Raw genomic sequence first — 19,236 nt, 5'->3', positions numbered from 1 at the left:
GACTCAAGAAACTTATCATGGGCTTCTTGACTGCGTTTTAGTTTTGGACGTAAATCGGATACTGAGATTGACTATTCCATTCAAAATCAAAGGTTCGGATATCTCATCGCATCATACAAGTTATCAAAGGCAAACTCTAACTCAAACTCTAATTAGCACAATAAGTAAAATGAATCTGCAATAAGCAGTGAACGTAAAAGCAGTATACGGATAAACAATGTCTATAGCAGATAAACAGTGCCTATAGCAGATAAACAGTGTCTATAGCAGATAAACAGTGTCTATAGCAGATAAACAGTGTCTATACAGGATACATTGACACATAAAAAAGCAATGGCCTGCTGCCATTGCTTCCTTTATACACTTATCACTTATTTGTTTACTTGCTATAAGTAATCAATATTTGGGTCTACAACGAGTCATATTATAAATGTGAGCCGTTTTTATCCTCACCAATCAGTATCCAGCTCGGGTTAGTGCTATAGTCTGGGTGTTGTTGCCAATTACTTTCATCAAAAATCCACGGCTGCAAACAGGCTCTGTCAGTAACACAGGGATCAGTTAACGCATCCATAAAATCTACCACTGTGTTTGACTGTTCAACGTTAATATCGATTTCTGGTGCAGGTGAATTAGATGATGTTTCATCAAAGCTTTGACGGAACAAGAAACGTGTATTATCGAATGCGTAAGGGTTCATGTTGTAATAAACTTGCTCGCAGCTTTCACCGTACTTTTCCATAATGTCGATTACAGACGTCAGCTGACAATATTCGGCATTACCTATTTCATTAAAAGAAGCATTGGCATTAAGTATGGTGCTAATCCCTAATAAGTTATTCATAGCCCCACCAGGGTTCCCATATACATCCATAACTTGAGTCAGAGTCGATAGCGCGCCGTTATGCATATAAGGGCCTGTGACTGCAATATTCAACAATGGTGAAGTACGAAAATGATAAGCATCTCCAATATCGCCACTTATATTTTGACGGCCAAAATCACTGTCAGTAACAAACTGGTTATTATCACCATTCCCTGGGCCAACCTGACCTAAACCAATGGCATGAAACTCTTCATCGGTAAAATTATCACCTGAGTGGCATTGACTGCAGGCCGCTCCGCCTTCATCACCTGCGGTCATAAACAAAACAGCACCCACTTTTTGATCAAAGCTTAGGCTGTTGATGTCTTTATTCGCTTCACCACGAAGCGCTCCTAGATATTCTCTCCAAGGGTTATCAGCAAAAACCATAGACTCTTCAAACGCAGCCAATGCTTCTGCAATTCGATCAAAGGTGATGAGGTTGCTACCAAAAGCGGTTAGGAATAGCGCTTCCCACTGATTATCGCCAACAAATCGTTGTGCTAGCATGTCTCGGTAAGCTTGATTACTGCTCCCAAGAGGCTCGTCGCCACGCATCTCGTTATGGGTAATGGTTGGAAAACGCGATTGTGCATTGGCTAAAGAGGCACCTGATGGAATGTTGTTATCTGCAGCACTCGCATTGGCGGAATCAGGCGTTATAATTCCCGCGTCAGTTCCTCTAGCACCAGGTGTGTTTGACACACTTTCAACTCTAGCGTCCCAAAACAAACCACGGTCCATCAATCCTAGATTAAATACTGTTGGCGCGTTACGCCCAATGACAGGGTAACCCTCAAGCTCGTCTGCATCACTGCCATTAAAATAACGACCAGAACCCAGTAAGTTGGGCTTAAAGTCATGGAATACATCAACTGCATCATAACCTACAGGCCAAGATAAGTTATCACCACCACCGAGTAATGGGTGATGACAAGAGGCACAGGCCGTATCGTATTCACCACTGAGTCTTTTAGAATAAAACAAAGCTTTGCCAAGCTGCGCTTTAGCATCATTAATGTTGGGCAAATTGCGACCGACTGTGGGATCACCTGTTAAACCTTGCTCACTAATCAGAACTTGAGCATGAACATCAACGGGCTCCATACTGCCGACGATCGTCCCTAGCCCATCATCACTAATGAGCGCTTCGCTTTCTTGAATATCTACATCTGCTAGTTGAAGGTTATCAGTACCAGACCGCACCAGCCTCACTAACATAGTGTCGCTTCGGCCTTTGAACCAATTTAGCCCTGTTTTGAAGTTGATAAACCAAGAGTCTTGCTCGAACTCAATCATAGGTGATGAGCTCCAAGTGTATTCTTGAGTGGTTGAAGGGAAGATATTCAAATTAATAGCCGGCGAAACGGTATTGAAATCAATCAGTGAAAATAACTCTTTATTGTTAGGCAAACGCCAGTCACTATGACCAGCTAAATCATGACTTTGTGCATAAGCTAACGCATCGCCCCAATCCATAGCTTCAGCATTACCGCCATCACAGAGGGTGCCATCAAGTCCTGCAACACACTGAGCCCACATGAGTCCTGTGGCTAAATCTGTAACCGTTCCATCTTCATTAACGGTATAGCGCTCATCAGGAGCCTCTTGCATACTGGTCGATGTTGAAACAGGATCAATGACCCTGACTAAACGTAATGCAGCAGATTGATAACGTTGAATATTTTTATTATTACCAAATACATACTGAAAAGCCCAAGCATAAAACTCCCCATGCTCGCCGCGATACGGCATCGAACTCCAATAAAAATCACTGACAGTATTAGGAAAGTAATCATTATCGATTTTAGTTGAACGACTTGAGGCGCCAAAGTGTGCGATTGACATTAAGTGACTGTTAGTTGGAACACGCCAGTCACTATAGCCACAAAGATTTTCTTCGTTAGTTGTTATTATTAAACCATTCCAGTCATCGTAATAATCACCTTCTCGCTCAGCATCCTGTCTTTCAAGTGCCGTAAGCCCACCCCAACGGTAGGTATTTTCAGCATCACGTACACCGCCATCTCGTGTTTTTACTTCCCACATTAATCCGGTACGGTTATCACGTACACAAGCCCAAGGAGCCGAGCTGTAATTTCCGCTGCCACTATACTCAGAGCCATCTGCGTTAATGCGAGTAAAATCGAAACCACTTGCTCCATTTGAACCAGAGTTAGCCTCAGCGCTTCGTCCTTGACTACAATCTTGCTCAAGCGGTGTCACATTATCACTTGCAGTAATAGTGGTGTTGCAATCACTACCGTTTCTATCATAATCAGAGCCGAAACCGATGCCAGTATCATTCAGTGCAGCCATACCAAGGTTGAAATCTAGTGGCGGCTCTTCACTGCCATCTTCTCCTGAGCCTCCTCCGTTATCTTCTCCTTCACCATCTTCCCCCTCACCTTCATCACCACTGTCGTCATCTCCGTTATCACCATCTGAACCGCCAGTGTCGCCTCCTGTATCAGGAATAGTGGTTTCATCATTATCAATCCTTGTACTGTCACTATCACTACCTCCACAGCCCAACAATAAAAAAGTAAATATCGCAGAACAAAGAATACGAAGTGTGGTTTTAGTTTTTTGTTTGAATATCACAATCCAGCTCCAATAAGTTGTTAATTTTTTGCTATCTTAAACTGGCAAAGATGAGCGGAAGATGAGCAAGGGTTTGAAACCAAAAACAAAGAAGGTTAATTGCGAACTTTTAAACTCATATGTAGCTGTTGGTCATGAAGCTCAGCGGTGAGTTCAAGAGATAAAGCTTGTGCAGCAGTATAGGCAATTGATAAACCTAAGCCGACATGTTTACTATCCGTTCGGGCTTCGTCTTTACGCCAAAGTCGGTCAAACATGGTAGTTAAATCATCTAGAGTAAGTTTAGGAGCATCATTTACCACACGGATAACAGCATCACGACATTCACTGTCGATACTTATTTCACTATTTGTCGGGGCGTATTCTGCGGCGTTACTGATTAGGTTTGAAATAATGACCCGCAGCAATCTTGGGTCGCTTTTTATAATAGCGTTCTCTTTAATTAACTGCTTAGTGACCAATTTACGCTGTTGTATTTGGCTGGTGTACAACGACAAACATTCATCAACAAGGTCTGCAATATTAACGTCTTCAGACAAAGTTTGTGCGCCAGAGTTTTCTATTCGAGCTAAAGACAACAAGCTATCAATCGTCTGTTGCAGCTGCGCCGCTGATTCTGCAATGTAGTGAAAATCCTCTATGGAAGATTGTTCAGGCCATTTCAAAGCGACTTCACTTGTGGTTCTCATGGCTGCCAGTGGCGTACGTAATTCATGGGCTAAATCGTTATTAAACTGACGTTCTCGGGAGAAGCTTTGTTCTAATCTCGCCAACAATTGATTTAATCGAGCAACTAACGGAGTGATTTCAGCCGGTACATTGGTTTCTATTAATCTATTGTGGAGTGAACCCGCCTCAACACTAGCGACTTGCTCTGACAAATTTTGAATGGGATTTAATGCCCTTCTAATAGCAAACACTAGAATCGCAGATAAAAGAGTGCAGAAAAATATCCCACCAACAATGAGTTGGGCTGCATAAGCTGTTAAGCGCTGGCTAACAGGTTCAACGCTAATCGCCACCGACACATCAACAATCGGCCTTCTTGGACCACCTCTAATTGTAAATGAATGCACTCGAATTTCATCACCATTACTTAATTGGCTCACGTATTCTATGCCATCGGCACGATTCGATTGATTCAACTGGTTTAGTTGATTTGGCTTATTTAGGTTCTTGTCACCAAGACTTAATGATGTTTGCTGAGATGCTCCTCGCTGGTCCCAAACCTGCAAGTAATATCCACTATTGATGTCATTCAGTTTGAGTTTGATCGCTGATGCAAAATCCTGTTCTAAGTTTAGTGAGCCACCAAAACGAGGTGTGGGTCTTTTAAGACTTAATTTCATAATGCGAGAAAATTCGTTAAGTTCATTATTGAGGCTGGCATTTAATCTGCGTTTTTCAGAAAAATACAAAGATGAACCTGCAAGCATTGCGATAATGACAAAGCTAGGAACCAGCCATAATAAAAGTTTAGAACGAATACTCTTCATGGTTTTTGCGCACTGATCATATAACCCATACCTCTACGGGTATGAATAAGCGGCGGATTCGCTTTCGAAACACTAATGGCTTTTCTTAATGCACAGATAGCAGTATCAACAACATTACTGGTTGGAGAAACTTGTTCATCATAGATGTGTTGTTCTATTTGAGTTCGCGAAATCACCTTGTCAGTGTTTAGCATCAAGTACTCGAGTAATGCATATAATTGCGAAGGTAAAGAAATTGGTTGCTGGGCACGTAAAACAGTTTTGGCTGAACGGTCTAAAACAAGATCTGCCACCACTAACTTAGGCGAGCGATTTTGATATTTACGCCTTGCTAAGGCTTCTACTCTCGCGATAAGTTCTTCGATAGCAAATGACTTCACTAAATAATCATCAGCACCTAAGCGTAAGCCCGCAACTCTATCTTCAATAGAGTCTTTTGCCGTTAAAAATAATACTGGTGATTCATTGTTTGCTTCTCGTAATTGCTTAAGCACCTCACGGCCATCTAACCCAGGCAACATAATATCTAAAATGATGACATCATAATCATTCTCAAGCGCCATCCATAAACCTTCTTGCCCATCACCAGTAGCGTCAACTGCAAACCCTGACGCCTTCAACGCTTTGACCACTGGTCGACGTAATGCTTCTGAATCTTCAACCAATAATAATTTCATTTCACTTTCTCTGGTTTTTTATTTTTCTTAACTAGGGATTGATAGCAAACAAGCATGAATTTTGTGTCAACCCTTTGAATAGATTATCACATGTTCGATACTACTTAATCTAACATGAGCAGAAGGTGAGCACAGCAAGACCATGATAAGTTTACCGAGCCATAATAGGTAAATGGTCTTTAAATTGGTTGATATATAAGTTGAGGATTTCTTTAAAAGCTATCTCACATTAATCAAGCTCCTCTGCAGCCTTTATGTGCCCTTTTACTGGTTAGGCTTGTCTATTTATCAGCCCTTCTGCTCGTGAGTAAATCTAAATACAAGTAACAAAATCGATCAACTCGGTAAGGTAAATACCCTTGCCCAATAATGTGAACTAGAGCATGCTTTAGCATCGTTAATGCGTTGAATGATTGTACAATAATGAGATATTCCCCTATGAAAAAATACTTTTTAATTTTATTTTCTGTATTTGCTGTTACTTCACAGGCATTTGCTCAAAGCCCCAGCAAGTTCAATAAAGAGTTAGATGGATTTGAATATCCATTTGATGTCAGCACCTTCATGCTTAACTCTCAAAACCAGACCTTAAAAATGCGCTACATGGATATTGGCGATAAAGATGCAGAAAAGGTGATTGTCTTACTGCACGGTAAAAACTTCTCTGGTTACTACTGGGAAAGAGTCGCAAAGGACTTAGTCAACCAAGAATACCGAGTCATAGTCCCTGATCAAATTGGCTTTGGTAAGTCTTCAAAACCCGATGCCTATCAATATAGCTTTGGGCAATTGGCATTAAATACTAAGTCTTTGTTAGATAGTTTACACATTGATAAGTTTGACCTAGTTGGCCACTCCATGGGAGGGATGCTAGCAACGACCTTCGCGGTCAATTATAGCGAATCAATAAATAAGCTTATCTTGATAAATCCTATTGGCCTGGAAGACTATGGAAAATATGCTGAATACCAAGATGTGAACTTCTTCTACAAAAGAGAGCTGGGGAAAACAGTTGAGAAGACAATCAACTATCAAAAGAAGAATTACTATGATGGTGAGTGGTCAAATGAATATGAAAAGTTATTAGTTCCGTTAAAAGGAATGCTTGCCGGAGATGATTGGAAAACCGTTGCTTGGAATAATGCGCTAACTTATGGTCCCATTTTTTCAGAAAATATCGTCGATAGATTTTCACAAATTAACAGTGAGACAGTTTTAATCATTGGTACCAGAGATAAAACAGGGCCAGGCAAAGGCTGGCTTAAACAAGGTGTTACTAAAGAACTAGGGCAATATGACAAACTTGGTAAACAGGCCCAAACTAAAATTAAAGGCTCGACTCTAATTGAGTTAGAAGGTTTAGGTCACATGCCTCAATTTGAAGATTATGATGCCTTCATTAAGGCTTTCCATAAAGCGCTAAATTGATAAAGTGAATACGGTTACAGGTTTTGTGATTAGGATTGCTCAGCAAAGTTAGTTATGGGTAGGTGACGAAGATAGCTATTGATAGGTCTAGAAAGATAGCTATTGTTCGGCTCTACCTCATATACATATCAAAAAGGGAATAACATCAGTGTTATTCCCTTTTTAATATTCTAACAAAGATACTTTTTGAGTAAATAATCTCTAGTAAACAATCTCTAGTAAATAAAACCTAGTAAATGATCCCTAGAAAAAACCTAGAAGAGTATCTCGATAAAGTGATGTCTAGTGGTCTTCAGAAACCATATTGACAGTGTACTTAGGAATATCAATCACTAAGTCACAGTCGACAACTTTAGCTTGGCAAGACAGACGACTCTCTGGCTCTAAACCCCATGCTTTATCTAGCATGTCATCTTCTAACTCATCACTTTCTTCAAGTTGGTCAAAACCCTCACGCACAATACAATGACACGTAGTACATGCATTAGATTTTTCACAGGCGTGTTCAATGTGGATGCCATTTTTTAATGCTACATCTAAAATGGTTTCGCCGACTTCGGCTTCTACAACTGCTCCATCTGGACACAGCTCTTCATGTGGTAAAAAAACTAACTGTGGCATTTCATCACCTATATATTATCGACAGACTGACCTTTCAGCGCTGCTCGAATTGAATTATCCATACGACGTGAAGCAAACTCTTGAGTTTGTTCATCTAATACTTCAATCGCTTTTTCAATGGCGTCAGTATCATCACCCTGTGCAGTTAATTGTAACTTTTCAATTGCAGCGGTAATTTCAGCTTGCTCTTGTGGGTTTAATAAATCTGCATCTTTTGCCAATGCTGCACTTAAGGTTTCAACCACTCTTGATGCTTCAACCTGTTGCTCTGCTAACATACGACGAGTGATATCGTCTTTTGCATGTTTCATCGAGTCTTTTAGCATAGTGGCAATTTCAGTATCAGATAAACCAAATGAAGGCTTAACCTGTATCGTTGTCTTCACTTCGGTAGACTTTTCCATTGCCGTAACACTGAGTAAACCATCAGCATCAACTTGGAATGTTACTCGAATATGTGCAGCACCCGCCGCTAAAGCAGGAATTCCATTTAAGCTAAAGCGAGCAAGAGAGCGACAATCATCAACTAACTCACGCTCACCCTGTACAACATGAAAAGCCATTGCCGTTTGGCCGTCTTTAAATGTTGTGAACTCTTGTGCTCTAGCAACCGGAATAGTGGTATTGCGAGTGACGACCTTTTCAATCAATCCGCCCATGGTTTCAATGCCCAATGAAAGCGGTATCACATCCAGTAATAATAAATCTGATTCAGGTTTATTACCGACTAAAATATCTGCTTGAATCGCAGCGCCAATAGCAACAACGCGATCTGGATCGATTGAAGTCAGAGGCGTCTTTTTAAAGAAGTTCTCAACTTGCTCACGAACTAATGGTACACGAGTAGAACCGCCAACCATAACCGTTTCAATGATGTCATCAGCAGTAACATCAGCATCACGTAATGTACGACGACAACTTGCTATCGTCTTTTTAACCAGCGATGCAATTAACGACTCAAACTGAGCTTTTGTTACTTCGGCATTAACCGTGTCACCGTTTTCAAGCGTGACAGAGGCAGTGCAGCTCTCAAGTGTTGTTAGCTGCTCTTTCACTCGGCGCGATTCAATCAATAACTGACGAGATAAAGAAGCTGACAACTCAGTCAGTCCAAACGCTTGTTGTAAGTGCGCTTGCAACAGGTGGTCAAAATCATCACCGCCTAGCGCAGAGTCGCCACCTGTGGCTAATACTTCAAATACACCACGATTCAGACGTAAAATTGAAATATCAAATGTACCGCCGCCCAAATCATAGATGGCAATCACGCCCTCTTGTTTGGTATCTAATCCATAAGCAATCGCTGCGGCTGTCGGCTCGTTTAATAAACGTAATACTTTAACGCCCAATAACTCTGCAGCATCTTTAGTGCCTTGACGCTGCGCATCATCGAAATAAGCCGGCACGGTAATGACCACACCTTCTAAATCACCGCCCAATGTTTTTTCAGCGCGTGTGATAAGTGGCTTAAGAATTTCTGCTGAAACTTGTACTGGGTTTACTGCACCGTTCGCGGTATTGAAAATAGGTAACCCATTTTCACTGGCAGTTAACTCATATGGCAGTTGATGCTCACCAGATTGAATATCAGCAAGACTTCGGCCCATAAAACGCTTAACTGAAACTATGGTATTTTTAGGATCTTGAGCAGACTTAACTTGAGCGGCCACACCAGTTTCGATGCTATCCAAACCGTAATGGACTACTGAAGGTAAAGAATGCTGATTGTCGTCATCAGGTAAAGTTAATGCTTCACCACTTCTGACAGCCGCAACTAATGAATTTGTTGTACCTAGGTCGATACCCACGGCAAGGCGATGCTGATGAGGCGCGGCGCTTTGACCGGGCTCAGCGATTTGAAAAAGGGCCATAGTATTCCAATTGTTTAGTAATCAACATTCATCTAAAAGAAATAATAAAGTACTGCTATAAAAACAGTGCAATTAATTAGTCTAGTAATGAATCTTCAATTCTTGCGAGTTCATCCTGCAATTTTGCCATAAATTTTAGCTTTCTAATTTGATCCGCTGCAGAAAAATTATTTTCTTCAGTATCAGTTGCTAATAATTGAGCAAGTAATTGCGAAAGTGTTTTTTCAAAGTCAGCAAATGACTGATACAAATCATCAATGGATTCATCAGCTTGTTGACTGTCTTTGATATCTTCAAGGGATTCACGCCATTCCATTTGCTGCATTAAAAAAGCAGTATCTTTAACTGTGGTAGTTTCGTGGCTTATATCAATTCCACGTAAACTCAGCATGTGCTCAGCACGTCTTAATGGATTTTTTAGCGTTTGATAACCGTCATTAACCTGTGCAGTGCGCTGCACAGAAAGCAATTTTTGTTGCTCAGACTCGTTAGCAAATTTATCGGGATGAACCGCCATTTGCAGCTCGCGATAGCGCTCTGCAAGGTTGGCGGTGTCGATATCAAAGGAAGGTGTTATTTGAAATAATTCAAAGTAATTCATTGGCAGATATCATGCTCTTTGTTGGTAAATTTGAGCGAAGCTCCACTGTTAAACAGTAAAGCTTTCACCACAACCACATTCACCTTTGGCATTAGGGTTGTTAAATTGGAATCCTTCGTTAAGGCCCTCTTTAACAAAATCTAATTCAATGCCCTGAAGATAGATGAAGCTTTTTGCATCAATGATAATGTTTACGCCTTCTATTTCGTAAACTTCATCATCGTCGTTTGCTTCATCAACAAACTCAAGCACGTAAGCCATACCAGAACAGCCAGATGTTCTTAACCCTAGGCGTAAACCCAAGCCTTTTCCTCGATTAACTAGGAAAGATTTCACTCGTTCAGCCGCAGCTGGGGTCATTGTTATTGCCATCTTAACTCCGGTATTACTTGTCTTGCTTTGATTTGTACTCATCTAATGCAGCTTTAATAGCGTCTTCAGCTAAAATAGAGCAATGGATTTTAACAGGAGGTAATGCAAGCTCTTCTGCGATATCAGCATTCTTAATTGTTGCTGCTTCATCAACACTTTTACCTTTAACCCACTCAGTTACCAGTGAGCTAGAAGCAATGGCGCTACCACAACCATAAGTTTTGAACTTAGCATCTTCAATGATACCGTTTTCTCCAATTTTTAGTTGAAGCTTCATCACGTCACCACATGCTGGTGCGCCAACCATACCTGTTACCACTGAAGGGTCATTCTTATCGAATGAGCCAACGTTACGTGGGTTTTCATAATGTTCGATTACTTTTTCGCTGTAAGCCATAACAATTCTGCTCCGTTTATCGCTATCGATAATAATGTATTAGTGATGTGCCCACTGAACTTGGTCCAGATCGATACCATCTTTGAACATCTCCCAAAGTGGAGACATTTCACGTAACTTACCGATAGAATCATCAATTACTTTAATTGCATGCTCGATATCTTCATCAGTGGTAAAACGACCAATTGAGAAGCGGATTGAGCTGTGTGCCATTTCATCATTCAAGCCTAATGCACGTAGTACATAGCTAGGCTCTAAACTTGCAGATGTACAAGCTGAACCTGATGATACGGCTAAATCTTTAAGCGCCATCATTAATGACTCACCTTCAACAAAGTTGAAGCTCACATTAAAGATACCGCAGTAGCGTTGTTCCATGTCGCCATTGATATAGGTTTCTTCGATATGCTTGATACCTGCCCATAACTTGTCACGTAGACGAAGGATGCGTGCATTGTCTTCAATCATATCTTGCTTAGCGATAGCAGCAGCTTCGCCTAAGCCAACAATTTGGTGCGTTGCTAATGTGCCGCTGCGCATGCCACGTTCATGACCGCCGCCGTGCATTTGCGACTCTAAACGAATACGCGGTTTACGACGCACGTAAAGTGCACCAATCCCTTTTGGTCCATACATTTTATGGCCAGAGATAGAAATTAAATCAACCTTGGTTGTTTTCACATCAATCGGTAATTTACCTGCACTTTGTGCAGCATCCATATGGAAGAAAATACCTTTTGAGCGACATAACTCACCAATAGCATTGATGTCTTGAACAACACCAATTTCATTATTCACATGCATGATGCTCACTAAAATCGTGTCATCGCGCATTGCACCTTCAATCACTGATAATGGAATAAGTCCATTGTCACTTGGTTCAAGGTAAGTCACTTCGTAGTCTTCACGCTCTAATTGACGACAAGCATCAAGAGTCGCTTTATGTTCAGTCTTGCTGGTGATGATGTGCTTGCCTTTCTTATTATAGAAATGCGCAATACCTTTAATCGCAAGGTTACTTGATTCAGTAGCACCAGATGTGAAAACGATTTCACGGTGATCAGCATTGATTAAATCAGCCACTTGGTTACGAGCAATATCAACTGCTTCTTCGGCTTGCCAACCATAACGGTGAGAACGTGATGCTGGGTTACCAAACACACCGTCCATTGTCATAAATTGGACCATTTTGTCGGCAACACGTTTGTCGACAGGGGTTGTTGCGGCATAATCTAAATAGATAGGAAGCTTCATCATACACTCCGTACTGAGCAGCCATCTGTGTGACCACTTACAACGTACATATAATTGTTATCGATACAACAACACAAAGTTATAAAGTTACTCTGTGCTCATTCTGCATTTCATCTTGCTTTAAAGAGATAAATTGAACATCTCGTTTATGCATTAATCCAGCAAGTGTAATGCCATCTAAAAATTCTGAAATTTGTTTACTTAAATCTCCCCATAACGAATGGGTAAGACAACGGGAGCCACTTTGGCAATTCCCTTTTCCCTGACAACGAGTCGCATCTACTGACTCGTCTACAGCATGCACGACCATGCCAACAGAGATTTCATTCGCTTCTTGTCCAAGACGATAACCGCCTCCAGGACCACGAACACTAGATACAAGACCATGTTTACGAAGCTTAGCGAAGAGTTGCTCAAGATAGGACAGCGATATTCCCTGTCTTTCAGAGATATCCGCTAAGGGAACTGGCCCGGTGGCTGAGTGAATAGCAACGTCCAGCATAGCTGTCACTGCATAGCGACCTTTTGATGTCAGTTTCATAACGTTATTTGCTCCCATATACTATAGGGCAATTTCACCATACCCGAGTAAATTAGTCAAGTATTTAACCTAGTAAATTACTCAAGTATTATATCTCGTTCGCGTCTAACAATTTAGGTCTTAAAATTTGCAGGGGTATTTAACCTTTTTATATCGCAACATTCAATGCTAGACCGCTATTAATTGACCGAATATGTGATAAAACTGCAGTATGTCAAAAAAAACTGATTACTGTGCAAACCTGACGACCTAAAAATAAAAAAGTCGATACCTTTAAATGGGTATCGACTGATTATTTTTCAAGTCTAATCGCTAAATAATTGGATCGAACTTATCAATTTCTTGTATTCGCTTTTCTGCCGCTTCTTGTTCCGCTTCATTAAAATTATCAACGTTAAGTTCTGGTAGCTTTTCAGTACAAACTTCGCCGCCCATGGTTTGCACTGCTTGACAGATTTCTTGTACCTTCGAGTCCATCAAATGCATATGATCAAGCATTTGACCAATAGCGCTTGCCACAGGATCTGGATTATCTGGAGACACCGCATAAGCATCAAAGCCATACTTTTTCGCCATCGCGCTGCGTCGCTCAGTTTGCTCTTTCGATTGCTCAGATGGTTTAGCAACAACACGAGCAGGAATACCCACCACAGTAGTTTCTTTGGCAACATCTTTAACCACTACCGAGTTAGAGCCAACTCGCGCACCATCATGCATGGTAATTGGGCCAAGAATTTGCGCTCCCGCCCCCACAACCACATTGTTTTCGAGCGTTGGGTGCCGTTTACCAGCCTGCCATGTTGTACCACCTAAGGTAACACCATGGTAAAGAGTACAATCATCGCCAATTTCAGCAGTTTCACCAATAACAACGCCCATGCCGTGATCGATAAAGAATCGACGACCAATAGTCGCGCCAGGGTGAATTTCAATACCGGTGAACCAGCGTGAGAAAGTCGATAAACATCGTGCTAGCAGATGCCATTTAGCATTCCAAAGCTTATTGCTAATGCGATGAATCCAAATCGCATGCATGCCAGGATAATTAACTAAAATTTCAAAGCTACTATTCGCCGCAGGGTCGCGGTGATATATAGATTCAATATCTTCCTTCAATCGCGCTATCACGCCCATGTTACTGCCCTTCTTTTTACCACTATAGATTTTTTACTTTAAATGACCCTAACAGTCACTTATGACTCTTTATCATTTTTAATATCTTCTTTTGGCATTTTTTTATCTATCGAAGTCAAAATGCCTCGCAGAATATTCATCTCTGCTGTCTCAACGCGTGCACGACTGAATAAGCGTTTTAGCTTAGTCATTATCTGACCAGGGTGATTTTTGATAATGAAGTTGGTCTTGGTTAATGTTGACTCAAGGTGCACATAAAAACGTTGTAAGTCTTCTGAAAGTGGGTATTCCTCTTCAAAAGTGGCTTTTTCATCTAGCGCTAGGTGTGCCATGCGGGTCTCATAACAAATGATTTGTACCGCTTGAGCTAAATTTAATGAGCTATATTCAGGATTAGCAGGAATAGCAACATGGTAAGTACACTCTTGTAGCTCTTCATTGCTTAGACCATGATTTTCACGGCCAAATACAATCGCCACAGGACCTTTTAAACTCTCAAGCGCTAGCTTTTCACCTGCTTCTTTTGGCACGAGCATAGGCCAGTCTAATGTTCTGCTGCGCGCACTTGTCGCAATCACTAAGCTACAACCTTCAATTGCCTCAGACAACGAATCAACAATAGTCACATCTTTAATTAAATCTGCTGCACCTGCTGCAAGTGCAATAGAGTGACCATCTGGCTGTACTCTAGGTTCAGCAAGGTATAAATTTGATAAGCCCATGGTTTTCATGGCTCTAGCGGTAGAACCGATATTTCCGGGATGAGATGTCCCGACTAAAACAACACGTATATTACTCAGCATGAAACTACTTTTATTGTCTAAAAAACTATTTGCGGATAGTAACACAAGCTGTAATTAATTCCTTATATGAAAATCTGCATTTGATAAACTTGTCAAAATGCGTATAATTACGCGGCTGATTTATTCGTTCTTTAACATCCAGGGGATTGCTATGCATCCGATGCTGACTATTGCCACGCGCGCTGCACGCGCTGCGGGCCAAACTATTATGCGCGCCTATACTGAACTCGACAAAGTTGAAGTTGATTCAAAAGGTCTAAATGACTTTGTAACAAGTGTAGACAAGGAAGCAGAAGCTACCATTACATACCAAATTCGTAAATCTTACCCAGATCATACGATTGTTGGCGAAGAAGACGGTGAAAACCGTGGTTCTAATAAAGATTATGTATGGATAGTCGATCCTTTGGATGGTACCAACAACTTCGTTCGTGGTATCCCTCATTTCGCAGTATCTATCGCAGTTCAGTATAAAGGCAAAATTGAAGTTGCCGTTATTTACGATCCTGTTCGCGAAGAGTTATTCTCTGCTGTACGTGGCCAAGGCGCTAAAGTGAATGACTTCCGTCTACGCGTAACTGGTGTAAACGAACTTGCTAATACCATGATTGGTACTGGTTTCCCGTTCAAGTCACGTCAACACACAGAAACCTACATGAACATTCTAGGTGAAGTATTCCCTGTATGTGCTGACATTCGTCGCGCAGGTTCTGCAGCGCTTGATTTAGCGTATGTTGCAGCAGGTCGTTTAGATGGTTTCTTCGAAATCGGTCTTAAACCTTGGGATATCGCAGCAGGCGACTTAATTTGTCGTGAAGCTGGCGGTACCGTGACAGATTTCACTGGTAACCATAATTACCTAGCGTCTGGTAACGTTGTTGCAGGTTCTCCTAAAGTGACGTCAGAATTAGTTAAAATTATGCGTCCTTTACTTAATGATGGCCTTAAGCGCTAATCATTACTCTGACCAATAATGGTCAGAACCATTAAAACCGCCTGACTTAGTCGTAATTGGCGGTTTTTTTATGCCTGCAATTCATCTGCAAATAACTTAGCCCAACCTATCTCAATCATATAAATTTATCTTTTTTGATCTGGATCACTCAGCAAATTCGCGCCTAGCAGAATATACTGAATTATCAATTAGATTTATAACAAGAGATAACATCATCATGCCGCTCCCTATCCTTCGTCAAATAGGTGTTAAAAGCCTAAAAAGCGTCGAACATGTCGTTTTATTCATTATTTCTCTTGCGACTGTCTTCGCCATTGGCGAAGAAGTGTTGCACATGTTCAACATCAAAACAGTTGAACTTGCAGATCTACTATTACTGTTTATTTATCTCGAAGTTTTAGCCATGGTCGTCAATTACCTTGAGTCAGGTAAATTACCCATCCGTATGCCTTTATACATCGCTATTGTGGCACTCGCTCGTTACTTAATTCTTGATATGAAAGATATGGATGATTGGCGCATACTGGCAATATCACTATCAACAATCGTGCTGGCGGCAACGGTGATTGTTATTCGATGGGGTCAACTAAAACTCCCATACCCAAAGAATAAAGATATGGAACATTAAAAACTAAAGAGTAACTATTCTTGAGAATAGGTGTATTGATTTGAAACCTTAAGCGATAAGTCACTAACTTATCGCTTTTTTTATGGATTGTGATTAGTATTAATAAGCGCAAAAATTATGCTCAATAAAATAGCAAACACGGAGTGACGCGGCGATGTCTAATGAACCCACAGGATTTGAAGAAAAACGAAACTCACTACGAGTCGATATGGAAGCCGAGCGCATTTTATTACATTGGATTGATGCTGCAGGTGAGACACGAGAAGATTATGGCGTCTGCATTGATTTAGCTCGTAAAGGTATCTTGATAGATTACAAACAAGCCTTTGAGCTTGGCGATTTAATCGCAATAACCTTTAACCATAATACTGAAAAACAAAATACGATTAAGGGACAGGTTTGCCGCTGCACCCAAGCAAACTCGCAAAGTTTTCATATCGCAATGCAGTTACTTTAGTGTCAATGAATTAGCATTGGGTTAATACATGCAATTAATACCGCCTTACTGATTAAATTGATTTCAAGACTTATGATTTAATGAGTTATTTTGAACTATGATTAATTCATAGTGATAAATTTTCGTCAAATAAGGTCGCGCTATGATAATACTGGTTGGTGGAGAAAAAGGCGGTAGTGGCAAAAGCTGTTTAGCCCAAAACCTCGCGGTGTACGTTACCCAAACCTTTAAAGCCAACGTATTAATGGTTGATTGTGACCCCCAACGCACCACTTCCGACTGGATCCAAGCTCGTAATAACCAAACCGATTTAAAACCTATTAATTGCATTCAGCTCTACGGCAAAATTCGTAACGATCTTTTAAGTTTAGGCGAGCGCTTCGACTACGTCATCGTCGATTGTGGTGGCCAAGATAATCTTGCCATGCGTGCTGCCATGTCGGTAGCAAGCTACGTTGTGATCCCATTACGGCCAAAACGTCGAGATTTAAAAACCTTACCTCACATGGAAGACATGCTTAGCACCTGTAAAATGGTGAATCCTAAAATGGTTGCTACAGTCGTTATCAGTCAATGCCCTGCGCTACCTTCACAATTCAAACGCATACTGGAAGCCAAAGATGTGGTGAAGTCTTTTGGTCTGACCGCATTAAACGCCGTCACCTTTAACCGTAATATTTATGATGATAGTGAAGAAAGCGGCTCATCTGTATTGGAAATCGATCCTGAAGGTAAAGCAGCCCAAGAGATTTCAGCTATTGCAGAAGAACTTTTTGCCATTCCCGCAGACGACAGCTACGAATTTTAACGGTTAAATACAGCTATCGATAACTACAATATTGATGCTTTGGACTGCTTCTGCATATTTGTTACGCCACAATAAACTACATTGGATTTGTACTGTCCCAGCGATGTTTATGACTTGTGTGGTTATCAGCTTCTTACTGAGTTCACCTACTTTAGGTGCTGGTTTGAACATGACAGTATCTACAATTGCAGGTGTGGTTTCTACGACAGTGATTGCTGCGTTAATTATCACTAAAACCAAAGGCCGATAACGCTGTTATCGGCCTTTTTGTTCCACCGTCTGTTTGTTTACTTCATTTTTAAACAGCTAATGTTTTCAATCTCTAGCAAGTGCTAAAGCATTTCTTCCTGCTGATGTTATAATACGCTCAAATTAGTTAATTAAGTCTGAGTAATGACACAAGTAAACAACCCACTTCACGGCATTAAACTAGAAACTATCGTCAATGATTTAGTTGATAAATACGGCTGGGAAGAATTAGGCAGCCGTATTAATATTCGCTGTTTTAACGATAATCCTAGTGTGAAATCCAGTTTAAAGTTCTTACGAAAAACTGAATGGGCTCGTGATAAAGTCGAGTACTTGTGGTTAAAAACCAACAAATTACCACTGCCTGCACCTAAGCCTTATGTCGATAAAAAGTCAGATAAAATAAGCAGTGATGAAACATCAATTCACAGTGATAAAAGCACTGCTGGTGTTAATGCCAGCATCTGGGGAAAATAGCGTTTAGAGCGTGAGTTAACTGCAATAAAAAAGGCATGAATATCATGCCTTTTTTTGTTTCTTTCAAAGTGCTTTTTATTTCTAAAGTAGTTTTTATTTCTAAGCTTCTTTTGCTTGTGAACTATGGTACTTTTGCTTGTAAACCATAGTACTTTTTCTTGTGAACTTTACATTGGGAATTCAAAGATAAGTCGCCAAACTTTCAATTCACCGTCAGACTGATAACTGACCCCAAATCTGTCTGTACTAAACCAGCCCCAACCTAATGGTTTTGACAACGCAAGCGTAGCGCCCACTTCATAAGTACTCGATGTTTTTAAATCTTCATCAAGTGGCGTGATAAATTTAAGCTTATTAAAGTACCAGCGCCCCGCAACAAAGAGTCTAGGCTCTATGGTATATTCGCCCCAATCCCAATGTTGACCTACACCAAAATCCAGTCCAGTTTGTAGTACAGAGTAACTTTCAGAACTGTCGTTAATACTGCTTTTGTAACCTGCATAATAAACTCTATTCACCCAGATAGGTGAATACTTCGGCTCTGCTATTTCGTAAAGAGCAGATATACCAGTTGAAAAAATACCGACATTACTGGAATTAGAAAAGTTATGCCCATAACCTAAATCTAGATAACTTTCGAAGGTTAATTGCTCATCATAAAGCCATTTGTACTCAATACCCGGTGTAATAGTCATCGTACCGACATTATCGGGTAAATCCCCTTCAGGTAAATCACTGAACGAGTAGTCAAAAAAACCTAACGAGATGGGAAGTCTTAAGGTGAGAACGTGATCGTCGGACTCTTCAATATCAAATGCAAAGGGAATATTAACCACAGCTGCATTTTGGCCAGAAGCACGATAAATACCACTACCGATATAATTAGCAAACGCATAGTGGGACAGATCAGGGTTGTTAGCGTCATCGGCATAACTGCTGGTAACCAAAATCAAACTAACAAAAAGCGYTGCAAAWSGTTTTGCAGCGCTTTTTGTTAG

19 protein-coding genes and 1 pseudogene are annotated in these 19,236 nt (G+C 40.8%); 7 read left to right on the top strand and 13 right to left on the bottom strand.

All coding sequences use genetic code 11. From position 1 onward, the window contains the following. Positions 1-424 precede the first annotated feature (424 nt). The 3 genes from FNZ24_RS20260 to FNZ24_RS20250 all read right to left on the bottom strand — a co-directional run bounded on the left by FNZ24_RS20260 (position 425) and on the right by FNZ24_RS20250 (position 5,642). Positions 425-3,469, bottom strand: a complete 3,045-nt coding sequence (locus FNZ24_RS20260; RefSeq protein WP_153916610.1) for a DUF1566 domain-containing protein — start codon at positions 3,467-3,469, stop codon at positions 425-427. 95 nt (positions 3,470-3,564) lie between these two features. Further along, positions 3,565-4,965 carry a sensor histidine kinase gene (locus FNZ24_RS20255; protein ID WP_153916609.1) on the bottom strand — a complete coding sequence of 467 codons (1,401 nt, stop codon included), beginning with the start codon at positions 4,963-4,965 and terminating at the stop codon, positions 3,565-3,567. Beyond that, entirely contained in the window at positions 4,962-5,642 is a 681-nt protein-coding gene (locus tag FNZ24_RS20250; protein ID WP_153916608.1) for a response regulator transcription factor, read from the bottom strand. The genes FNZ24_RS20255 and FNZ24_RS20250 overlap by 4 nt, the downstream gene beginning before the upstream one ends. A 438-nt stretch (positions 5,643-6,080) precedes the next feature. Here FNZ24_RS20250 and FNZ24_RS20245 point away from each other — a divergent pair, with 438 nt between their 5' ends. Beyond that, positions 6,081-7,070, top strand: coding sequence for an alpha/beta fold hydrolase (locus tag FNZ24_RS20245; RefSeq protein ID WP_153916607.1), 990 nt, complete (start codon positions 6,081-6,083; stop codon positions 7,068-7,070). Between the two features lie 282 nt (positions 7,071-7,352). Here the strand turns inward: FNZ24_RS20245 and fdx are convergent, their stop codons facing one another. From fdx to trmJ, 9 genes are all read right to left on the bottom strand, one after another. Beyond that, positions 7,353-7,691, bottom strand: a complete 339-nt coding sequence (gene fdx, locus FNZ24_RS20240; protein ID WP_153916606.1) for an ISC system 2Fe-2S type ferredoxin — start codon at positions 7,689-7,691, stop codon at positions 7,353-7,355. A gap of 8 nt (positions 7,692-7,699) precedes the next feature. Beyond that, positions 7,700-9,562 carry a Fe-S protein assembly chaperone HscA gene (hscA, locus tag FNZ24_RS20235; RefSeq protein WP_153916605.1) on the bottom strand — a complete coding sequence of 621 codons (1,863 nt, stop codon included), beginning with the start codon at positions 9,560-9,562 and terminating at the stop codon, positions 7,700-7,702. Between the two features lie 76 nt (positions 9,563-9,638). Beyond that, entirely contained in the window at positions 9,639-10,163 is a 525-nt protein-coding gene (gene hscB / locus FNZ24_RS20230; protein ID WP_153916604.1) for a co-chaperone HscB, read from the bottom strand. Positions 10,164-10,211: 48 nt separating this feature from the next. Further along, positions 10,212-10,535 (bottom strand): iron-sulfur cluster assembly protein IscA, encoded by a 324-nt coding sequence (gene iscA / locus FNZ24_RS20225; RefSeq protein ID WP_153916603.1) that lies wholly within the window; start codon positions 10,533-10,535, stop codon positions 10,212-10,214. A gap of 13 nt (positions 10,536-10,548) precedes the next feature. Then, complete coding sequence (gene iscU / locus FNZ24_RS20220; protein WP_055024667.1) at positions 10,549-10,932, bottom strand: Fe-S cluster assembly scaffold IscU; 384 nt, start codon at positions 10,930-10,932, stop codon at positions 10,549-10,551. A 39-nt stretch (positions 10,933-10,971) separates the two neighbouring features. Continuing rightward, on the bottom strand, positions 10,972-12,186 hold the full coding sequence (locus tag FNZ24_RS20215; RefSeq protein ID WP_153916602.1) for an IscS subfamily cysteine desulfurase: 1,215 nt from the start codon (positions 12,184-12,186) through the stop codon (positions 10,972-10,974). A 79-nt stretch (positions 12,187-12,265) separates the two neighbouring features. Beyond that, on the bottom strand, positions 12,266-12,727 hold the full coding sequence (gene iscR / locus FNZ24_RS20210) for a Fe-S cluster assembly transcriptional regulator IscR (protein WP_153916601.1): 462 nt from the start codon (positions 12,725-12,727) through the stop codon (positions 12,266-12,268). A gap of 312 nt (positions 12,728-13,039) precedes the next feature. After that, a complete protein-coding gene (gene cysE / locus FNZ24_RS20205) occupies positions 13,040-13,861 on the bottom strand; it encodes a serine O-acetyltransferase (protein WP_153916600.1) in 822 nt (273 codons plus the stop codon). A 59-nt stretch (positions 13,862-13,920) separates the two neighbouring features. Further along, positions 13,921-14,664 carry a tRNA (cytosine(32)/uridine(32)-2'-O)-methyltransferase TrmJ gene (gene trmJ / locus FNZ24_RS20200; protein ID WP_153916599.1) on the bottom strand — a complete coding sequence of 248 codons (744 nt, stop codon included), beginning with the start codon at positions 14,662-14,664 and terminating at the stop codon, positions 13,921-13,923. A 151-nt stretch (positions 14,665-14,815) separates the two neighbouring features. Here trmJ and suhB point away from each other — a divergent pair, with 151 nt between their 5' ends. The 6 genes and pseudogenes from suhB to FNZ24_RS20170 all read left to right on the top strand — a co-directional run bounded on the left by suhB (position 14,816) and on the right by FNZ24_RS20170 (position 18,238). Then, positions 14,816-15,619 (top strand): inositol-1-monophosphatase, encoded by an 804-nt coding sequence (gene suhB, locus FNZ24_RS20195; RefSeq protein ID WP_153916598.1) that lies wholly within the window; start codon positions 14,816-14,818, stop codon positions 15,617-15,619. Between the two features lie 217 nt (positions 15,620-15,836). Then, positions 15,837-16,247, top strand: coding sequence for a phosphate-starvation-inducible protein PsiE (locus tag FNZ24_RS20190; protein WP_153916597.1), 411 nt, complete (start codon positions 15,837-15,839; stop codon positions 16,245-16,247). Positions 16,248-16,401: 154 nt separating this feature from the next. Next, positions 16,402-16,704: a PilZ domain-containing protein gene (locus tag FNZ24_RS20185; protein WP_153916596.1), complete on the top strand. Its 303-nt coding sequence runs from the start codon at positions 16,402-16,404 to the stop codon at positions 16,702-16,704. A 142-nt stretch (positions 16,705-16,846) separates the two neighbouring features. Continuing rightward, positions 16,847-17,512: an AAA family ATPase gene (locus tag FNZ24_RS20180; protein ID WP_153916595.1), complete on the top strand. Its 666-nt coding sequence runs from the start codon at positions 16,847-16,849 to the stop codon at positions 17,510-17,512. A 22-nt stretch (positions 17,513-17,534) separates the two neighbouring features. Then, positions 17,535-17,762, top strand: a pseudogene (locus FNZ24_RS21805) (carbon starvation protein A); the annotation flags it as partial. A 143-nt stretch (positions 17,763-17,905) separates the two neighbouring features. After that, positions 17,906-18,238, top strand: coding sequence for a VF530 family DNA-binding protein (locus FNZ24_RS20170; protein WP_153916594.1), 333 nt, complete (start codon positions 17,906-17,908; stop codon positions 18,236-18,238). Positions 18,239-18,405: 167 nt separating this feature from the next. Here FNZ24_RS20170 and FNZ24_RS20165 read toward each other — a convergent pair. Further along, a partial coding sequence (locus FNZ24_RS20165; RefSeq protein WP_324187479.1) for a hypothetical protein occupies positions 18,406-19,236 on the bottom strand: 831 nt, incomplete at its 5' end.

Origin of the sequence: Shewanella sp. TC10, assembly GCF_009663145.1 — a bacterium.
GTDB lineage: Bacteria > Pseudomonadota > Gammaproteobacteria > Enterobacterales > Shewanellaceae > Shewanella.
This window is presented reverse-complemented; position numbering and strand designations above follow the sequence as displayed.

Excerpts from the sequence above, each read along its gene's own strand:
- FNZ24_RS20255 (WP_153916609.1), bottom strand. The coding sequence starts at position 4,965 with ATGAAGAGTATTCGTTCTAAACTTTTATTATGGCTGGTTCCTAGCTTT.
- FNZ24_RS20250 (WP_153916608.1), bottom strand. The coding sequence starts at position 5,642 with ATGAAATTATTATTGGTTGAAGATTCAGAAGCATTACGTCGACCAGTG.
- FNZ24_RS20245 (WP_153916607.1), top strand. The coding sequence starts at position 6,081 with ATGAAAAAATACTTTTTAATTTTATTTTCTGTATTTGCTGTTACTTCA.
- fdx (WP_153916606.1), bottom strand. The coding sequence starts at position 7,691 with ATGCCACAGTTAGTTTTTTTACCACATGAAGAGCTGTGTCCAGATGGA.
- hscA (WP_153916605.1), bottom strand. The coding sequence starts at position 9,562 with ATGGCCCTTTTTCAAATCGCTGAGCCCGGTCAAAGCGCCGCGCCTCAT.
- hscB (WP_153916604.1), bottom strand. The coding sequence starts at position 10,163 with ATGAATTACTTTGAATTATTTCAAATAACACCTTCCTTTGATATCGAC.
- iscA (WP_153916603.1), bottom strand. The coding sequence starts at position 10,535 with ATGGCAATAACAATGACCCCAGCTGCGGCTGAACGAGTGAAATCTTTC.
- iscU (WP_055024667.1), bottom strand. The coding sequence starts at position 10,932 with ATGGCTTACAGCGAAAAAGTAATCGAACATTATGAAAACCCACGTAAC.
- FNZ24_RS20215 (WP_153916602.1), bottom strand. The coding sequence starts at position 12,186 with ATGAAGCTTCCTATCTATTTAGATTATGCCGCAACAACCCCTGTCGAC.
- iscR (WP_153916601.1), bottom strand. The coding sequence starts at position 12,727 with ATGAAACTGACATCAAAAGGTCGCTATGCAGTGACAGCTATGCTGGAC.
- cysE (WP_153916600.1), bottom strand. The coding sequence starts at position 13,861 with ATGGGCGTGATAGCGCGATTGAAGGAAGATATTGAATCTATATATCAC.
- trmJ (WP_153916599.1), bottom strand. The coding sequence starts at position 14,664 with ATGCTGAGTAATATACGTGTTGTTTTAGTCGGGACATCTCATCCCGGA.
- suhB (WP_153916598.1), top strand. The coding sequence starts at position 14,816 with ATGCATCCGATGCTGACTATTGCCACGCGCGCTGCACGCGCTGCGGGC.
- FNZ24_RS20190 (WP_153916597.1), top strand. The coding sequence starts at position 15,837 with ATGCCGCTCCCTATCCTTCGTCAAATAGGTGTTAAAAGCCTAAAAAGC.
- FNZ24_RS20185 (WP_153916596.1), top strand. The coding sequence starts at position 16,402 with ATGTCTAATGAACCCACAGGATTTGAAGAAAAACGAAACTCACTACGA.
- FNZ24_RS20180 (WP_153916595.1), top strand. The coding sequence starts at position 16,847 with ATGATAATACTGGTTGGTGGAGAAAAAGGCGGTAGTGGCAAAAGCTGT.
- FNZ24_RS20170 (WP_153916594.1), top strand. The coding sequence starts at position 17,906 with ATGACACAAGTAAACAACCCACTTCACGGCATTAAACTAGAAACTATC.